We start from the raw sequence: 16,457 nt of genomic DNA on the forward strand, positions 1-16,457 counted from the left end.
AGATGTGTATAAGAGACAGGACTGACCCACCGCATTCGCGAGCAAGCCCGCTCCCACAGTTGGATCTCGGTACATCAGACAGAGAGTGTGCTGCTGTGCTGTTGCCCTGCTTTTGCTTCAACCACTCAGGTCGGCTACTAGGCCGCCGTGCTCTTGCTTTTGATCTTAGGCGCCCCGTTAAACCACGATGGCCGGAGTGAGGGCATGCCGAGCCTAGGCGAGGCACCGAGTGGTGGGGCAAAGACTTTTTGCTTACTTTTGGGTCTTTCCAAAAGTGAGCCGCTGTAAGAGCGGAACCCTGCGAAGCCGTTACCGCAGCAACGGATATGTACTCAATCTACCTAAACCATCACAGGCTAAAAGCAACACAAAAAGTTGCGTAGATACCTATGCTGGAATAGCGGTATGTCAGCGATGAAATGTTACCTGGCCCACCGCTATCGCAGGCAAGCCAGTTCCCACAGTTTTATCGGTGTTGGGCTCTTAGCCTTTCAGTGCCAGCTCAATCAATTCATGCAGTTCTTCAACCGGCAACGGCGCACTGGCAAACAGGCTGCGATACACCGTGGGCGCGGCGATCAAATTCAGCAACCGATCCAGCGTCGGCAGCACATTAATGCTGCTCTGGTAGCGGTCGAGAATAATCTGCAACTGGCCCATCAGAATGTTGCTGCAATAATCCTTGGGATGGCTGCACTGCACGTCGCGCATCATGTTGCGCCCCAGCTCAGAGCTCATTTCATCCAGGTATTGCTCGCCCCACGCGCGCAAATCACCGCGCAGGGTGCCGGTGTTGGCGGGCTCGGTGTCCGGGCGCAGGCGCTCCAAGGCCACGTCGGCGAGCAGGGCGGACAAGTCGCCCCAGCGGCGGTAGATGGTCGAGGGCGTAACACCCGCGCGCGCAGCAATCATCGGCACGGTAACGCTGGAGCGCTCATGGGCTTCCAACAGTTCGCGCGCGGCGTTGTGCACTGACTCTTGAACCCGGGCACTGCGGCCCCCCGGGCGAAGGCCTTCTTTAATCGCCATGCGTAAAACCTTAACACAAAGAATTTGCTTTAAGCGCCTACCGGTAGCACACTCTGCAAAAGCGAAAAATTAGCTTTAGTGGAGTGTGCACATGCCTAGCGTCATTTCTCAACGTTCCAGCCTGGTGTTCCTGGTCATCACCATGTTGACCTTCCTCGCGGCGTCCAGCGCGCCGACGCCGCTGTATCAGGTTTACCAGGATAACCTGCATTTCTCCGCAGCGATGCTGACGGTAATCTTCGGTGTGTATGCCGTGAGTTTGCTGGCGGCGCTGCTAACCGTGGGTTCGCTGTCGGACCACGTGGGGCGCAAGCCGGTGATTTTCGTCGCACTTATCCTCAATAGTGTGTCGATGCTGTTGTTTATCAACGCTGACAGCACCGCCTACCTGATTGGCGCCCGAGCGCTGCAAGGTTTCGCCACTGGCACGGCAACGGCGGTGCTGGCGGCAACGCTGCTGGACACCGATCGCCTGCGTGGTCCGATGCTCAATAGCCTTGCGCCGCTACTGGGTATGGCCAGCGGCGCCTTGGGCAGCGGCTTACTGGTGGAATACGCCCCACGCCCGACCCAATTGATTTACTTCACGTTGCTGGGCTTGATGCTGCTGCAGGCGCTCTATGTGTGGCGTTTGCCGGAAACCGTTAGCCGCGCTCCAGGTGCTCTGAAGTCGCTGGCGCCCACCCTGCATGTGCCCGCGCAAGCGCGTCGGGCCTTGTGGCTGGCGATGCCGCTGAATGTGGCCGTGTGGGCACTGGGTGGGTTCTTTTCCTCTTTGGCTCCCTCGCTGGTGCGGTCTGCAACCGGCTCGACGTCGCACTTGATCGGAGGCGGCCTGGTTGCGGTCGTGACCTTGAGCGGTGCGGTTATGATTTACAGCCTGCGCGAGCGCGCGGCAGACAAGGTCATGCGCCTGTCGGCGGTGCTGTTGGCGATGGGCGTGGCGTTGCTGCTGGTAGCAGTGCAGAGCGCCAGCCTGTGGCTGTTCTTCGCGGCCAGTGTGATAGCAGGTTTGGGCTTCGGCGGCGGTTTCATGGGCAGTGTGCGCAGTATCGTGAGCTTGGCATTGCCCCATGAGCGGGCGGGGTTGATGTCGGCGTTTTATGTCTTGAGCTATTTGGCGTTCTGCGTGCCCGCGCTGCTGGCGGGTAACCTGAGCCGGGTGTTTGGCCTGATCGCCACCAGCGATGGCTACGGCGCCGTGCTCATCGTGCTGGCCCTGAGTGCCTTGGCCGGTTTGCTGCTACAGGATTCGGCAAGGGCCAAAGTTGCGACGTAGCCAGCGTCTATATATTGGTAAAGTAGATAACAGTTAGAGATATTACCCGTTATATAGATATTCGGTCAGGTTCTATGATGGTCTCAACCTCATGCGAGGAAGAGGATTACCAACATGCCGTGCTCGAATACCGTTACCTATAAACCCTTCAGTCATCTGACCCGCCCACGGGAAGTGATTCGCCAGTTCACCCCCAACTGGTTTGCCGCGACCATGGGCACCGGCGTGCTGGCTCTTGCCCTGGCCCAATTGCCGATCAATCTGCCCGGTCTGCCAGCGATTGCCGAAGGGCTGTGGCTGTTCACCATCGGCCTGTTTGTGCTGTTCAGCGTGTTGTACGCGGCTCGCTGGCTGATGTTTTTCCACGAGGCGCGGCGAATCTTCGGGCACTCCACGGTATCGATGTTCTTCGGCACTATTCCCATGGGGCTGGCGACGATCATCAATGGCTTGCTGCTGTTTGGTCTGCCGCGCTGGGGCGCCGATGTGGTGCCGTTGGCCGAGGCCTTGTGGTGGCTGGACGTGGCGATGGCCCTGGCGTGCGGCGTGTTGATTCCGTTCATGATGTTTACTCGTCAAGAGCACAGCATCGACCAGATGACCGCTGTGTGGCTGTTGCCGGTAGTCGCTGCGGAAGTCGCCGCCGCCAGCGGTGGCCTGCTGGCGCCGCACCTGGCCGACGCGCACTCGCAACTGGTGATGTTGGTGACCAGCTACGTGCTGTGGGCATTTTCGCTGCCGGTGGCGTTCAGCATCCTCACCATCCTGATGCTGCGCATGGCCTTGCATAAACTGCCTCACGCCAACATGGCCGCGTCGAGCTGGCTGGCCCTCGGGCCTATCGGTACCGGTGCCCTCGGCATGCTGTTGCTGGGTGGCGACGCGCCGTTGATCTTCGCGGCCAATGGCTTGCCAGGCGTGGGCGAGATGGCCAATGGCCTTGGCCTGGTGGCCGGCATCACCCTGTGGGGTTTTGGCCTATGGTGGATGCTGATCGCCGTGTTGATCACCCTGCGTTACCTGCGCGCGGGTATCCCGTTCAACCTTGGCTGGTGGGGCTTTACCTTCCCGTTGGGCGTCTATGCCTTGGCCACGCTTAAGCTTGCGAGCGTGCTGCACCTGGTTTTCTTCAGCTTGTTTGGCTGCGTATTGGTGATGGCCTTGGCGCTGATGTGGCTGATCGTCGCCACGCGCACGGTGCTGGGCGCCTATAAAGGTGAGCTTTTTGTATCACCCTGTATTGCTGGACTAGGGAATAAGTAAGCGGGATTAGGTAAAGTCGTGGCCTGAAGACCAACAACAGCCTACAGGCCACGCAGGAACACGGACGATGAGCCACCCCTCACAATTCACCTTGCTGCGCACACGGCGCTTCCTGCCGTTTTTCATTACCCAGCTACTGGGCGCTTTCAACGACAACCTCTTCAAGCAATCGCTGATCCTGGCCATTCTCTATAAGCTCACCATCGACGGAGACCGCTCCATCTGGGTCAACCTGTGCGCTTTGCTGTTTATCCTGCCGTTCTTCCTGTTCTCGGCGCTGGCCGGGCAGTTTGGCGAGAAATTCAATAAGGACGCGCTGATCCGCGCGATTAAGGTCGGCGAGATCGTGATCATGGCCGTCGGCGCCACGGGTTTTTTGTTCAATCACCTGGAACTGATGCTGCTGGCGCTGTTTGCGATGGGCACGCACTCGGCACTGTTCGGCCCGGTGAAGTACTCGATCATGCCTCAGGCGTTGCACGACGATGAATTGGTGGGTGGCAATGGCCTGGTAGAGATGGGCACGTTCCTGGCGATCCTGGCTGGCACCATTGGTGCCGGGGTCATGATGTCGTCTACCCATTACGCACCGATAGTCGCGACGGCCATTGTCGGTGTGGCGCTGCTGGGCTACCTCGCCAGCCGCAGCATTCCGCGCGCGGCGGCATCTACGCCAGGGCTACGCCTGAACTGGAACATTTTCAGCGAGTCCTGGGCCACCTTGCGCCTGGGCCTGGGGCAGACGCCGGCGGTGTCGCGCTCGATTGTCGGCAACTCGTGGTTCTGGTTTGTCGGCGCGATCTACCTGACCCAAATCCCGGCCTACGCCAAGGCATGGCTGTACGGCGACGAAACCGTGGTAACACTGATCCTCACCGTGTTTTCGGTGGGTATCGCGCTGGGCTCGATGCTCTGCGAAAAGCTCTCTGGGCGTAAGGTGGAAATCGGCTTGGTGCCGTTCGGTTCATTTGGCCTGACGGTCTTCGGTTTGCTGCTGTGGTGGCACTCCGGCGGGTTCCCGCAGAACGTCCAGGCCAACGACTGGCTGGCTGTGCTCAGTTACGGCCAGGCCTGGTGGGTGTTGTTCGATATCCTTGGTTTGGGCGTGTTCGGCGGTTTCTATATTGTGCCGCTGTACGCGCTGATCCAGTCGCGTACCGCCGAGAATGAGCGCGCGCGGGTGATCGCGGCTAACAACATTCTCAATGCGCTGTTCATGGTGGTCTCGGCCATCGTATCGATCCTGCTGCTGAGCGTGGCCAAGCTGTCGATCCCCGAATTGTTCCTGGTGGTGTCGCTGCTCAACATCGCGGTCAACACCTACATCTTCAAGATCGTCCCCGAGTTCACCATGCGTTTCATGATCTGGCTGCTCAGCCATTCCATGTACCGTGTGGAGCACCGCAACCTTGAGCTGATTCCGGAGGAAGGCGCGGCATTGCTGGTGTGCAACCACGTGTCGTTTGTCGATGCGTTGCTGATTGGTGGCGCGGTGCGTCGGCCGATTCGCTTTGTGATGTATTACAAGATCTACCGGTTGCCGGTGCTCAACTTTATCTTCCGCACCGCCGGAGCGATTCCGATTGCCGGGCGTCACGAGGATATTCAGATCTACGAGAAGGCCTTCATACGGATTGCCCAGTACCTGAAGGAAGGGGAGTTGGTGTGCATCTTCCCGGAAGGCAAGCTGACCGCCGATGGTGAGATGAACGAGTTTCGTGGCGGGCTCACGCGCATTCTGGAGGAGACCCCGGTGCCGGTGATTCCGATGGCCTTGCAGGGGTTGTGGGGGAGCTTTTTCAGTCGCGATCCGAACAAGGGGTTCTTTCACCGCATCTGGTCGCATGTGACCTTGGTGGCCGGTGAGCCTGTTGCGGTGGAGGCCGCGACGCCTGCGCAGTTGCAGGAGCGGGTAGGTGGGTTGCGGGGGAGTATTCGGTAGTTTGATCTTTCCCACGCAGAGCGTGGGAAAGATCGGGTGCCTAAGCGCTGATCTTGAGGCCGACCAGCCCGCAAATAATCAACGCCACACTGGCCAACCGAAACAACGCCATGGATTCGCCAAACAGGATAATCCCGGCGATCACCGTGCCCACTGCGCCCACACCCGTCCAGATGGCGTAGGCGGTGCCCAGCGGCAGTTCCTTCATGGCCAGGCCCAGCAGGCCGAGGCTGACGGCCATGGCGGCAATCGTCAGGGCGGTCGGCAGCGGCTTGCTGAAACCGTCGGTGTACTTCAAACCGACCGCCCAGCCGACTTCAAACAGCCCGGCAAAAAACAGAATGATCCAGGACATGATGACCTCTCTTCTAAAAGTGGGGTCGTCCCCTGATAAGCGCTGTACAGCGTCGCGGGGTCGTCCCCGCGACGCTCGGTAGAGTGCCGAAAATTGATCAGGCGATCAAGTTTCTGGCGTGTTCTGCAGTGCGCGGTGATCATCCTTTTCGCTCATGCGGCGCAAATAAGTCGACAGCAACGCCCCCGAAATATTGTGCCAGACGCTGAACAGCGCGCTTGGCACCGCCGCCAACGGCGAAAAGTGTGCACTGGCCAACGCGGCGCCCAGCCCGGAGTTCTGCATGCCCACTTCCAACGCCAGCGACTTGCGTTGCGCCAACGGCAGCTTGAACAGTCGGCCGGTGAAGTAGCCCAACAAGTAGCCGAAGCTGTTGTGCAACATCACCACGGCCATGATCAGCAGGCCCGACTCGGCGATCTTCGCCTGGCTGGCGGCAACCACTGCCGCGACGATGATCACGATGCTCACCACCGACACCAATGGCAGCACCTCCACCGCATGACGGACCCGCCCGCCAAGCACGCGTTGCGCGACCACGCCGAGCACGATCGGCAGCAGCACCACTTGCAGGATCGACCAGAACAACTCCATGAACGACACCGGCAGCCAGGCCGAGGCCAGTAGCCAAATCAGCGCCGGCGTCAGCAGTGGGGCGAGTAGGGTGGTGACGGCGGCAATCGCTACCGACAGCGCCAGGTCGCCACGGGCCAGCCAGGTCATCACGTTGGACGAGGTGCCGCTTGGGCAGCAACCGACGAGGATCACGCCGACGGCAATTTCAGGCGGCAGGCGAAAGGCCTGGCAGAGCAACCAGGCCACGCCGGGCATGATTACAAAGTGTGCGACCACGCCCAGGGCCACACGCCACGGGTGGCGAGCGACCTCGGCGAAGTCTTCAAGTTTGAGGGTCAGCCCCATGCCGAACATCACCAGGCCCAGCAGCGGCACGATGGCACCTTTGAGGCCGAGGAACCAGCCGGGCTCAAGGAAGGCGAGCACCGCGAAAATCAACACCCAGTAGGCGAAGGTATTGCCGACGAAGCGGCTCAAGGCGGTGAGTGCGCGCATGGGGGATGTCCTTGTTATTAGATTTCGTAAGTGCAAATGCAATCAAATGTGGGAGCTGGCTTGCCTGCGATGGCGTCAACTCGATCTAACTGAAGACCGAGGTGCCTGCATCGCGGGCAAGCCCGGCTCCCACATTTTGATCTTCACATGGCTTTAGATACCCTGCGGCGTCTCTTCACCGCCCAGCGCTTCAACCAGCGCTGGCAGGAATTCGCCAAACGTCAGCATCATCAGGGTAAAACTGGCGTCCAGTTGGCCCAGAGCCTCGTCGCCGCCGTCCTGTTCGGCCTGATCCTGCAGCAGGTCTTCGAACTTCAGGCGCTTGACGGTCATCTTGTCGTCGAGCATGAAGGACAATTTGTCCTGCCAGGCCAAGGACAATTGGGTCACGACTTTGCCGGTGGTCAGGTGCAGCTGGATTTCTTCGCCGGTCAGGTCCTGGCGCTTGCAACGCACAATGCCGCCGTCTTCATGGGTGTCGCGCAGTTCGCATTCGTCGAGGACGAAGAATTCATCGGCCGGCTTCTGGGTGGTAACCCAGTCGGTCATGATCGCGGTTGGCGCAGTTTTCACCGTGAGCGGGCGAACCGGCAGAGTGCCGATCACTTCACGCAAGGTCGACAGCAGGTCTTCGGCGCGCTTCGGGCTTGCCGAGTTGACCAGGATCAGGCCCTGTTTCGGCGCGATGGCGGCGAAGGTCGACGAACGACGAATAAAGGCGCGCGGCAGGAACGCCTGGATGATTTCATCCTTGATCTGATCGCGTTCCTTTTTATAGACCTTGCGCATTTGCTCGGCCTCGATCTCTTCGACTTTTTCTTTGAGTGCGTCACGCACCACGCTACCCGGCAGGATACGTTCTTCCTTGCGCGCGGCGATCAGCAGGAAGTCGCCGCTGACGTGCACAAGGGGAGCGTCTTCACCTTTGCCGAAAGGGGCGACGAAACCGTAAGTGGTCAACTCCTGGCTGGCACACGGGCGTGCGAGTTTGGTGGCCATGGCCGCTTCCAACGCCTCGGCATCAACAGGCAGATCTTGGGTCAGGCGATAGATAAGCAGGTTCTTGAACCACATGGGGTGAGTCTCTCCTTTATACAAAGGAGGGCATTATTCTCTTGATCCGGGCTGAGGCCAACCCTGCCTAAGCCATTGGAAGCGCTGAAAAAAAAGATTTAAGAAAGTGCTTGCCAGACTTAAGGTCGCTCCGTAGAATGCGCGCCACACCGAAGCGAAGGGTGATTAGCTCAGCTGGGAGAGCGTCTGCCTTACAAGCAGAATGTCGGCGGTTCGATCCCGTCATCACCCACCATTCGTTTTATGTGTTACGCGCAGCGGTAGTTCAGTCGGTTAGAATACCGGCCTGTCACGCCGGGGGTCGCGGGTTCGAGTCCCGTCCGCTGCGCCATATTCGGTTACCTGGACCACTGAACACCAGGTCGCCACAAGAAGCCCGTTCATTGAGCGTAATGCTGTTAACTTAAGCATTTTAGCCAAAACGGGCTTCATCCGAAAATCCGATGCCAGACCTCTGGCATCGGATTTTTTATGCCTGTTCAACAGGACCTGCTCGACCTCGGCGACCTCGGCGACCTTTTCAACTTCTGCGACCTAAGTACCTTTACTCAAAATACCCCCATTGAGTGGGTTGCGTCTGCGCGGGATCTATCCAGTCAGGCCACTATTCGTCGGCGTCGTTTGCCCACCGATCAGTTGTTGGCCCGAAGCGGCGTCATTGAAGCTCGCAAGCGACTAGGGGCCGACATTAGGGCCTTACCGGCGCAGTGAAATGCGCTTGGCCGATGAGTTTTTGCAACAGATCCCGGATCGCTCGGTAACGCTATTAATTGCGCCTGCCCACGGCGCTGACCTTGAACACTATGGAAGCCATGCTCAGGGCTGCGATTGATGGCCATGGTATTGCCTACGTGCTGGACTTTCTGGCCAGCGACGCGTTGGCCCAAGCATAGCTGGAAGCCGTGTTGGACGGGCACTCCGACGATCAGGGCCAGATCTGGGCGCTGTGACCCTCCAGTCGGCAGCTCTCGCCAAAAAACCGTGTGTTTGTGGACGTTGCTGCCGAACGTCTTTTTGCACATCCCTGAATCGGCAGCGGATAGGTATTGGCCAGACGAACGAAAAGAAGGGACATCCCGGGGTAGGGTATCCCTTGAAAAACTGGGTTCTGCTGATTTCAGTGATCAGCTTTTTTGGTTTTCTTTTTCTTTTCGCCGCGGGTGGCGAGGTGCTCGAAGCAAAACGCGGTGGTGCCGAAGAGCGCAATCATTGACAGGACGAGCATGCCTAACGTTGAACTTTCCACGATGACTTCCTACGGGTTTTTGGGGTAGGCAGTGACGGTAAAGTGTGTGGTTTAGTTGCTCAATAGGGACGACGTAATCGTTATGGGGAACCTGGAATCTATACGCGTCTTTTGCGAGCGGTCGGGCATATCCATTATTTAGGTAAGGGATATTTATTCAGTCCAAACCTCATAAGTTACGGCTATGCCGATAGTCACTAACAGCCTCATACACCGCCTTGCGCAACCGATTAATCCCCCCGATCGGCCGATGCGCCTGCACCCCGAACCAAGGATTAAACGACTGGTTATCGCAAGCGAGATTCAACGCCGGCGTATCAAAATCCTGCGCGGGAATCCGCACCTTGGCCACCGTTTCATAAGGCGCATCACTTTCTTTCCACTCAATGCTGGTGTCTTCAATCGGCATGAATTTCTGAGGATTCTGCCGCTGAATCTGCAACACAAAACACGCCGGCACGCGGTCGGTGGACAGTTGCTGGATCAGTGCACTGCGCAGAAAATTCGGCAGGTCCTGATTCTGCTTGGGCAGCACATATTCAGGGCAACTCTGTGGGTCGGGTGCCACACGAAACTTGGCATTTGCCGCGCCAAATTTGTAGGGCGAAACCGAAAAGTACGTCGTCTGCGTCGGGCTCGCCGGAGCGGGCGCCAGGGTGGCCAGGGCGATAAACAGGTGGCGAACTTGCCAACTGCGTGGGTCGGCTGTGGGGAAGAACGCCAGCACTTTTTTACCGTCAGCCTGGGCGCCGATGTTCTGCGCGTATTCGGCCACATCGCTGACAAAAAAGTTCGGGTGGCTGAACATCACAAAGTCTTGTTCGGTGCGCGTTTGTTGGTCGGCCATCAACTGTTTGCCTGGCACATCCAGCAGCTTGATCGCCATGCCACGCGCATCGCGGATGCTGTCGAACTGCGGGTAGGCGTTGCCGTTGGACAAACGCATGACGGCCTCCCAGGTTTTGCCAGGTTCGGCGAACACACCTTGGCGCAATGCCGGGTCGAGCCCCGCCACCACGCTGACTTCGGCCTTCACGCAGCCGTGAGCCTTGGCATGCGCATCGCGCAGGTAGCGCGTGCCTTCGCGGTGCTGATCGACGATGCGCACCGCCGTCTGGATGATGCCCTGGGTCATGGCCGCTTCACCCGGTGGGATCTGTTCGTCCGGCGACACCGCGCCGCTGTGTTGCCAGGCAAACCACGCAGTGGCTGCCAGCCAGCCCAGCAGTCCGAGGCCTACCAGCCACAATAGGGTTTTACCCAGAAACGCGCCGAGGCGCAGCCACAGACGCACGAGCATCGAAGGTTCCTTGTATTGCGATCGGATAATCATGGCAACTGTTGCTCCAGCGGGCCGCCCAGCACTTTGAGGTATTCCAGCAGCGCCCAGCGTTCCTGCGGCAGCAGGCTGCGGCCGATCACGCCGTTGCCACGCTTGCCAGCACGGAATTCGTGGCCGCTGTTGTGGTTGCCGGTGAGGGTGGTGTTGAACAAAAAGGCATTCTTGAATGCGCCCGTCTCGAAGCCCAGGTGGCGCGGGTTGTAGTTGAGCGTGCCTTTATAGAAGGAGGTGCTGCGCTCGTCCTGGGGCGAGAGTAATTGGTAGATCGTTGGCACCGAGCCGTTGTGCAGAAACGGCGGCGTGGCCCAGATACCGGCCAGTGGCCTCGCCTTATACGCGCGCAACTCGCGCACCCCGATGGGCAGCCCGAAACCGTCCAGGCTTGGGCGCTCGGCCGGGGTCACGTTGGCAGCGCGGTAGGCGTGGTCTTCGACGAAGGCGGTGACATACGCCAAGCCTTGCGCCACCGACATTTTGTGCAGGTCCAACGGAACGGTGGGCGTGGGGTGCAATTCGACGTTGAGTTTGGCCAATTCCGCCGGGTCCCATTGCAGCGCGCTGAGGTCATAGCGCTGGTCGGCGATGTTGCTGGCGGTGCCGGGGTCGGTGCCGATGTACTCCACAGGGAGCATTTTAAGTTGTTGTACTGGGCGGCCATTGACCTGGCTGACGGCGGGCACATGGCAACCGGCGCAGTTCTCGGCGAACAATGCGCGGCCTTGAGCGGCGAGGGGTTTGTCGACAGCGCCGAACAAGTGTTCCGGCCAGGTCGGCGGCTTGAGGCGTTGCAGGGTTTCTTCGATCAGGTTGAGGTCGCGCGCACGTACGCTGGAAGGGTAGCGCGCCTCGCCTTGAAGAGGCTGACCGGCACTGTCGAAGAAGTCCAGCGTGGCACCGACGCCGAGGGCTTCGCCGATGTTGCGCGCCATCGGTTGTTGGGCCGAACCGTTCCACTGCACCCAGTCGAAGGTCCAAATGTCCCACAAATGCGGGTAGTCCACCGGCGCATTGGCAACGCGATAATTCTCTGCGGAGATGGCGTCGCCGAAACTGGCATTGGCGATGCGGCCAAACGCATCGGTGCGGCCCGGGCCTTCTTCGGTGGGGTAGAGGCCTCGATGGGTGTCGTTCCAGGCGACTTTGAGGAACTGGTTCAGCGACTGTTTTAAGTCCTGACGCAGTTGCTGTTTGGTGTGATCATCATAGTCGTGGCCGAGTACATTATGGGCGAAGCGGTCGAACTTCCATGGTGTGTAATAAGTGGCGGCGAGACTGGCCACCAGCGCCTGGCCGAAGCTGCCCCCGCGTAAGGTGGGCACGCTGGAAGGCAGCACATGCTGGGCCGAACCGCCGTCGATGCGCAGAGCCTGACCCTTGAAATGCAACTCACCGGTGTGGCAAGCGGCGCAGGTGATATCCAGGTATTCAACCGTGCTGCCAGCGTTCTGGTGCCGGGCGAAACCTACTGGTAGGTTGCCGGGGTTTTGCACGCTGGGGAGTTGTTTGGGGTCGACCAGAAAACCGAAGCGCGCCAGGTAGTCGGGGGTGGCAAAGCGCTGGTCCGAGAAGGGCAGTTCCAACGCAGTGAACCAGTCGTAATGCAGGCCTTTTACTTGAGTGCCTTGTGGCGTGAAGTAGTAGGTCTGGCGGTCGGCGGCACTCCATTGGTCCTGGTAGTGCACCTGCTCTACGGGCACGTAGTCCGGCAGCTTGGGGTTGGCGGTGTAATAGAGCACCACGGCGAGGAGCAGGCCGAGTGCTATCAGTGTCAGAAGCAAAACACGGGAAAAAATGCGCAAGATAACTATCCTTGTCGAGTTGTGGCGTTGTTATGCCACTACGCCATAGTCGCAGCAAGTGGCCATTAGCCTGGTTGCAGGCAGTCCCGCGATCCGTCGCGGGCCTCCATAATGAATGAAAATGCTTTTAAACACGTGAACTTATCAGAAGTTTCCTGCTCACATGCCGGTAGCCATTGGTCGTGGCCGCCTGATAAGCTCGCGACTTTATTCGATTGCCCTTTTGGCGCATGAACAAGGAAATAGCATGAAACAGCATCGGTTGGCGGCGGCGGTGGCCCTGGTTAGCCTGGTACTTGCGGGTTGTGATTCGCAGACCAGCGTAGAGCTGAAAACCCCGGCGCAGAAAGCTTCCTACGGTATTGGCCTGAACATGGGCAAAAGTCTTGCCCAAGAAGGCATGGATGACCTGGACTCCAAAGCGGTAGCCCAAGGCATCGAAGATGCCGTTGGCAAGAAAGAACAGAAGCTGAAAGACGACGAACTGGTTGAAGCGTTTGCCGCACTGCAGAAGCGTGCAGAAGAACGTATGACCAAAATGAGTGAAGAGTCGGCAGCCGCCGGCAAGAAATTCCTCGAAGAAAACGCCAAGAAAGACGGCGTAGTTACTACTCCTTCCGGTCTGCAGTACAAGATCGTGAAGAAAGCCGATGGCGCTCAGCCTAAGCCGACCGACGTGGTGACTGTTCACTACACCGGCAAACTCACCAACGGCACTACCTTTGACAGCTCCGTGGATCGTGGTAGCCCGATTGACCTGCCGGTCAGCGGCGTGATCCCAGGTTGGGTCGAAGGTCTGCAACTGATGCACGTTGGCGAGAAGGTCGAGTTGTACATCCCGTCCGACCTGGCCTACGGCGCTCAGAGCCCGAGCCCGGCGATTCCAGCCAACTCCGTGCTGGTATTCGACTTGGAACTGCTGGGTATCAAGGATCCAGCCAAAGCTGACGCCCCTGCTGCACCTGCGGTTCCAGCTGCCAAGAAGTAATCGGCAACTGAACTGACAACGCCCCGTTTCGACGGGGCGTTGTCGTATCTGGCATAAGGTAAATGATTGTTCCCACGCTTTGCGTGGGATACATCCTGTGACGCTTCGCGTCATACATTGCTGGATTTAAGCCTTGTGCCGACATCAAAACGCGGAGCGTCCGGGGCGGCACTCCAACGCAGAGCGTGGTGATGCTCGTAGAAACCTCTGCAAATTCAAACGAACCCCAGCAAGCTGAAACAGTCTGATATGAGACTCGAGCACGGGTATCCGCAGATCAACGCCAAGTCAATGAAATCTTGGGTTTTTTTTATGTGCGCAAAAAACGCCCGATCTGACTGCAAGCCTTGTAATCCCTGGCTTTCAGCTGATAAAACAGGCTCTGTTCACAAGGTTATCCACAATTTGTGTGGATAACCTTTTAAGTCGCCTGGAACTGGAGTGACGAATGAAACCACCCTTCAATTTCACCCGATTCCTGCCCATGGCCGCTCGCTTGCTGGGCCGTGGGCGTTTGCCGACCCTACTGTTTGCGGTCGCCGCCAAAGGCTCAAGCCAAGGCAACCGCCTGGGTAAGCTCAAGGATGATCTCAAGTTGCTCCAGGCTCTGTGCTTGGCGTACTGGCGCGGTGAGTACCGAGCAATCAGCCCCAAGGCGTTGATCTCGGTAGTAGCGGGGCTGATGTACTTTCTTAGCCCGATTGACGCGATCCCGGACTTCATCCCGGTGTTCGGTATGCTCGACGACATCGCGGTGCTGGCATGGGTCATGAAGACCCTGGATGGCGAATTGAGCGCTTTTCGCGCGTGGCGCGACGCCCTGCGCCCGGAGAAGCTCGCGGTGGTTGAGCGCTTACCTGCGACGCCTGCGCTGCTGGCCCAGGAGAACTCGCAAAAAAACGCATGACGCGGCTATCCCCTGCGACCTTTGTGGCTGTTAGGATTACAATCCTAAGGAAAGAGCTTACTTAGTGAGTGTTGTTATCCTACGGGGCAGTCATGGATATTCAGATAATTTCACGCGATGGCGAACCCGAATATGCGGTTTTGCCATGGGAACAGTACCAGGCGCTACTAAAAGCAGCCGGTCAGCAACAGCCTACGCTAACGCCTTCTTCTACTTCTCAGCCCGCCCCCGATCAGGCAGTGCGCCCGCTCGCGGACCTGAGCGCGCTGCGTGAAGCTAAGGGCTTGGCCATTGAAACACTGGCGCGCACCGTAGGTATCAGCCCCTCGTATCTGGGATTGATTGAGAGTGGTGAACGCCAGCCGGATGCCGCCATACGTCGCAGCCTGGCCTGGGAATTGGGTGTGGCAGGTTGGAGGGATGAATCTTGAGCCTACGTATCAGTCGTCAACACTGGGATGGGTTACTCAACGAACTGGACCAGGCGCGCCGCCAGCGCCATTTGCTGACCTACCGTGCGCTGCTGGAGCGCTTGCAGTTTCCCACGCCAGCCATGCAAACCCTGGCCGCCGCCCTCGAGCATCTGGCCGCGATCGACGCCAAAGCCTCGCAGCCGTTGCGCAGCTCGCTGGTGATCAGCCAGGGCGCCAGTCGCCTGCCACGTACCGGTTTTTTCGAGTGTGTAGAGCGCCTGGGGCGTTTCAGCGGGCCATCCGATGGCGTGGCCGCTGCATCCTGGCATGCCTCGGAAGTGGTGCGGGTGTTCGAGTACGAGTACCCGGAGTCTGCCGAGGCCTAAGCCTGCGCCAGTACCTGGAGACTGTCGATCACATGAATGCTATAGCCGGCGATGTCCTTGGCGTGGTGCTTGGCCTGCGAGGCCAGCTCCGCCAACTGGCTGGCATCCAGTTGTGAACAGGCTTGTGGATGTAAATGCACCACGCCGATCGACAGTGACAGCAAGGCAAACTCCTGACGAACGCCCTGGCGGTTCAATGCCACGAAGCACCCTGCATCGAGGTGTTCTGCGCGGTAGAAGCGTCGGCATTGGGTATGGAAGTCATCCAGCAACTGGTTGAGCCGCTTGCGCCAATCCTGCGGACCGAGCACCAGTAAAAAGTCATCACCGCCGATGTGCCCGACAAAGTCGCGGCTGGGGTCTACCCGGTCGTTCAGGCATTGCGCCAGGCACAGCAACACCTCATCCCCGCGCCCGTAGCCGTAGATATCATTGAAGGATGCTGTTTTGTGAAAAAATAGCTTGTGACCTTAGGTCTCTATGACGCTGCTCAAGATAATGCGGCAATGAAAATTTGGATGGAACTGAAAATTGAATAGTACGCAGGATTGCAATCTCAAACTGACTCGCCTTCAGCGTTTCGCCAAGTGGCTTCTGGATAAAAACTCTGTATTTTGCTCAACAGCATCTAGGAGCCAAAAACTATATGCTTTTGGTTACTCTATCGCACTTAGTGTGATTGTAATGCGGCTTGCCGGGTTTGATAGTGGTCTTAACATTTTGTATTTTATAATGCTGATGTTGGGGCTCGGAGTTACTTCTGATCTTATCATGGTTTATAAGAGAATTTGGGAGGCTACTTTAGGGAAGGCGTTTTTGCTAATAGCCTACTTCCTGCTTTCTAATATCGCCCTTGGACTGTCGGAGAATGCTATAAATATAGTGACGAAGGCAGACTTCATATCAGTTGTATATACGAAGGCGATACTCACGGTGATAATGATTCCATTGTTCGCGTGGGGTATTTCAGTTTTTTTAATGACTATGAGTTTTGTGTTTCTTCCGATAATTTTTATGTTTTTGGTAATGGGTAAGGATTTGGCTCAAAATCCATGCTTTAGTTTTGTCGGAAGTATCTTTAGCAATTATCTTGCTAAGACAACTTTGGCTGCTCGTTTCATTGCATTTTTATTGCTTTTTGGGTTTGTAAAGGCTGAGGGGCAGGAGTGGGCTCGCGGCTATGATAGTTTTTTGGATAAACAATTGCCGTTTTCATTGTTCTTGTTAGAGGGTAAGAAATTTACAAGCTGTACGTTGGATGAGAAGGAACGAGGTATAAAGGGAGAGGATGGGCGTTATTTAATTATAAAGGAAGGTGTGGAGGGGTATTCATTTAGGACTGAGTATTGTAAAAAATAAAGTA

General features: G+C 57.7%; 15 protein-coding genes, 2 tRNA genes and 3 pseudogenes. 12 read left to right on the top strand and 8 right to left on the bottom strand.

All coding sequences use genetic code 11. The features are described from left to right. Positions 1-483: 483 nt before the first annotated feature. The gene (locus tag FW764_RS26670; RefSeq protein WP_446436499.1) at positions 484-1,029 is read right to left on the bottom strand and encodes a TetR/AcrR family transcriptional regulator; all 546 of its coding nucleotides are present in this window, start codon (positions 1,027-1,029) and stop codon (positions 484-486) included. A 91-nt stretch (positions 1,030-1,120) separates the two neighbouring features. On the opposite strand from FW764_RS26670, the gene FW764_RS26675 reads away from it, so the two are divergent. From FW764_RS26675 to FW764_RS26685, 3 genes are all read left to right on the top strand, one after another. Then, on the top strand, positions 1,121-2,308 hold the full coding sequence (locus FW764_RS26675; RefSeq protein ID WP_446436500.1) for an MFS transporter: 1,188 nt from the start codon (positions 1,121-1,123) through the stop codon (positions 2,306-2,308). A 114-nt stretch (positions 2,309-2,422) separates the two neighbouring features. Next, positions 2,423-3,571 carry a TDT family transporter gene (locus tag FW764_RS26680; protein WP_446436501.1) on the top strand — a complete coding sequence of 383 codons (1,149 nt, stop codon included), beginning with the start codon at positions 2,423-2,425 and terminating at the stop codon, positions 3,569-3,571. Positions 3,572-3,638: 67 nt separating this feature from the next. Further along, entirely contained in the window at positions 3,639-5,513 is a 1,875-nt protein-coding gene (locus FW764_RS26685; protein WP_446436502.1) for an MFS transporter, read from the top strand. 40 nt (positions 5,514-5,553) lie between these two features. On the opposite strand, the gene sugE is transcribed toward FW764_RS26685, so the two are convergent. The 3 genes from sugE to rdgC all read right to left on the bottom strand — a co-directional run bounded on the left by sugE (position 5,554) and on the right by rdgC (position 8,013). Further along, entirely contained in the window at positions 5,554-5,868 is a 315-nt protein-coding gene (gene sugE / locus FW764_RS26690; RefSeq protein ID WP_207041528.1) for a quaternary ammonium compound efflux SMR transporter SugE, read from the bottom strand. Between the two features lie 105 nt (positions 5,869-5,973). Beyond that, positions 5,974-6,939: a bile acid:sodium symporter family protein gene (locus tag FW764_RS26695; protein ID WP_446436503.1), complete on the bottom strand. Its 966-nt coding sequence runs from the start codon at positions 6,937-6,939 to the stop codon at positions 5,974-5,976. A gap of 153 nt (positions 6,940-7,092) precedes the next feature. Continuing rightward, on the bottom strand, positions 7,093-8,013 hold the full coding sequence (gene rdgC / locus FW764_RS26700; RefSeq protein WP_446436504.1) for a recombination-associated protein RdgC: 921 nt from the start codon (positions 8,011-8,013) through the stop codon (positions 7,093-7,095). A 159-nt stretch (positions 8,014-8,172) separates the two neighbouring features. Here rdgC and FW764_RS26705 point away from each other — a divergent pair. From FW764_RS26705 to FW764_RS26720, 4 genes and pseudogenes are all read left to right on the top strand, one after another. Further along, positions 8,173-8,248 (top strand) — tRNA-Val (locus FW764_RS26705). Between the two features lie 19 nt (positions 8,249-8,267). Continuing rightward, positions 8,268-8,344 (top strand) — tRNA-Asp (locus FW764_RS26710). 140 nt (positions 8,345-8,484) lie between these two features. Beyond that, positions 8,485-8,700 (top strand): annotated as a pseudogene (locus FW764_RS26715) (IS4 family transposase); the annotation flags it as partial. Between the two features lie 83 nt (positions 8,701-8,783). Further along, positions 8,784-9,041: pseudogene (locus tag FW764_RS26720) on the top strand (LysR substrate-binding domain-containing protein); the annotation flags it as partial. An 89-nt stretch (positions 9,042-9,130) separates the two neighbouring features. Here FW764_RS26720 and FW764_RS26725 read toward each other — a convergent pair. From FW764_RS26725 to FW764_RS26735, 3 genes are all read right to left on the bottom strand, one after another. Next, positions 9,131-9,259 carry a hypothetical protein gene (locus FW764_RS26725; protein ID WP_446436505.1) on the bottom strand — a complete coding sequence of 43 codons (129 nt, stop codon included), beginning with the start codon at positions 9,257-9,259 and terminating at the stop codon, positions 9,131-9,133. 169 nt (positions 9,260-9,428) lie between these two features. After that, complete coding sequence (locus FW764_RS26730) at positions 9,429-10,559, bottom strand: catalase family protein (RefSeq protein WP_446436506.1); 1,131 nt, start codon at positions 10,557-10,559, stop codon at positions 9,429-9,431. 29 nt (positions 10,560-10,588) lie between these two features. After that, a complete protein-coding gene (locus FW764_RS26735; protein ID WP_446436507.1) occupies positions 10,589-12,400 on the bottom strand; it encodes a di-heme-cytochrome C peroxidase in 1,812 nt (603 codons plus the stop codon). A gap of 247 nt (positions 12,401-12,647) precedes the next feature. Here FW764_RS26735 and FW764_RS26740 point away from each other — a divergent pair, with 247 nt between their 5' ends. From FW764_RS26740 to FW764_RS26755, 4 genes are all read left to right on the top strand, one after another. Then, a complete protein-coding gene (locus tag FW764_RS26740; RefSeq protein ID WP_446436508.1) occupies positions 12,648-13,388 on the top strand; it encodes an FKBP-type peptidyl-prolyl cis-trans isomerase in 741 nt (246 codons plus the stop codon). Positions 13,389-13,836: 448 nt separating this feature from the next. Beyond that, complete coding sequence (locus tag FW764_RS26745; protein ID WP_446436509.1) at positions 13,837-14,295, top strand: YkvA family protein; 459 nt, start codon at positions 13,837-13,839, stop codon at positions 14,293-14,295. A gap of 92 nt (positions 14,296-14,387) precedes the next feature. Beyond that, a complete protein-coding gene (locus tag FW764_RS26750) occupies positions 14,388-14,726 on the top strand; it encodes a helix-turn-helix domain-containing protein (RefSeq protein ID WP_446436510.1) in 339 nt (112 codons plus the stop codon). Beyond that, positions 14,723-15,094, top strand: coding sequence for a hypothetical protein (locus tag FW764_RS26755; protein WP_083359279.1), 372 nt, complete (start codon positions 14,723-14,725; stop codon positions 15,092-15,094). Before FW764_RS26750 ends, FW764_RS26755 begins: the two co-directional genes overlap by 4 nt. Here the strand turns inward: FW764_RS26755 and FW764_RS26760 are convergent. Beyond that, a pseudogene (locus FW764_RS26760) lies at positions 15,091-15,531 on the bottom strand (diguanylate cyclase domain-containing protein); the annotation flags it as partial. The gene FW764_RS26755 and the pseudogene FW764_RS26760 overlap by 4 nt on opposite strands. A gap of 94 nt (positions 15,532-15,625) precedes the next feature. On the opposite strand from FW764_RS26760, the gene FW764_RS26765 reads away from it, so the two are divergent. Next, on the top strand, positions 15,626-16,453 hold the full coding sequence (locus FW764_RS26765; RefSeq protein WP_446436511.1) for a hypothetical protein: 828 nt from the start codon (positions 15,626-15,628) through the stop codon (positions 16,451-16,453). Positions 16,454-16,457: the final 4 nt, after the last annotated feature.

It is taken from the genome of Pseudomonas sp. 1152_12 (assembly GCF_052850675.1).

Coding starts and splice junctions, on each gene's coding strand:
- FW764_RS26670 (WP_446436499.1), bottom strand. CDS start 1,029: ATGGCGATTAAAGAAGGCCTTCGCCCGGGGGGCCGCAGTGCCCGGGTT.
- FW764_RS26675 (WP_446436500.1), top strand. CDS start 1,121: ATGCCTAGCGTCATTTCTCAACGTTCCAGCCTGGTGTTCCTGGTCATC.
- FW764_RS26680 (WP_446436501.1), top strand. CDS start 2,423: ATGCCGTGCTCGAATACCGTTACCTATAAACCCTTCAGTCATCTGACC.
- FW764_RS26685 (WP_446436502.1), top strand. CDS start 3,639: ATGAGCCACCCCTCACAATTCACCTTGCTGCGCACACGGCGCTTCCTG.
- sugE (WP_207041528.1), bottom strand. CDS start 5,868: ATGTCCTGGATCATTCTGTTTTTTGCCGGGCTGTTTGAAGTCGGCTGG.
- FW764_RS26695 (WP_446436503.1), bottom strand. CDS start 6,939: ATGCGCGCACTCACCGCCTTGAGCCGCTTCGTCGGCAATACCTTCGCC.
- rdgC (WP_446436504.1), bottom strand. CDS start 8,013: ATGTGGTTCAAGAACCTGCTTATCTATCGCCTGACCCAAGATCTGCCT.
- FW764_RS26730 (WP_446436506.1), bottom strand. CDS start 10,559: ATGCTCGTGCGTCTGTGGCTGCGCCTCGGCGCGTTTCTGGGTAAAACC.
- FW764_RS26740 (WP_446436508.1), top strand. CDS start 12,648: ATGAAACAGCATCGGTTGGCGGCGGCGGTGGCCCTGGTTAGCCTGGTA.
- FW764_RS26745 (WP_446436509.1), top strand. CDS start 13,837: ATGAAACCACCCTTCAATTTCACCCGATTCCTGCCCATGGCCGCTCGC.
- FW764_RS26750 (WP_446436510.1), top strand. CDS start 14,388: ATGGATATTCAGATAATTTCACGCGATGGCGAACCCGAATATGCGGTT.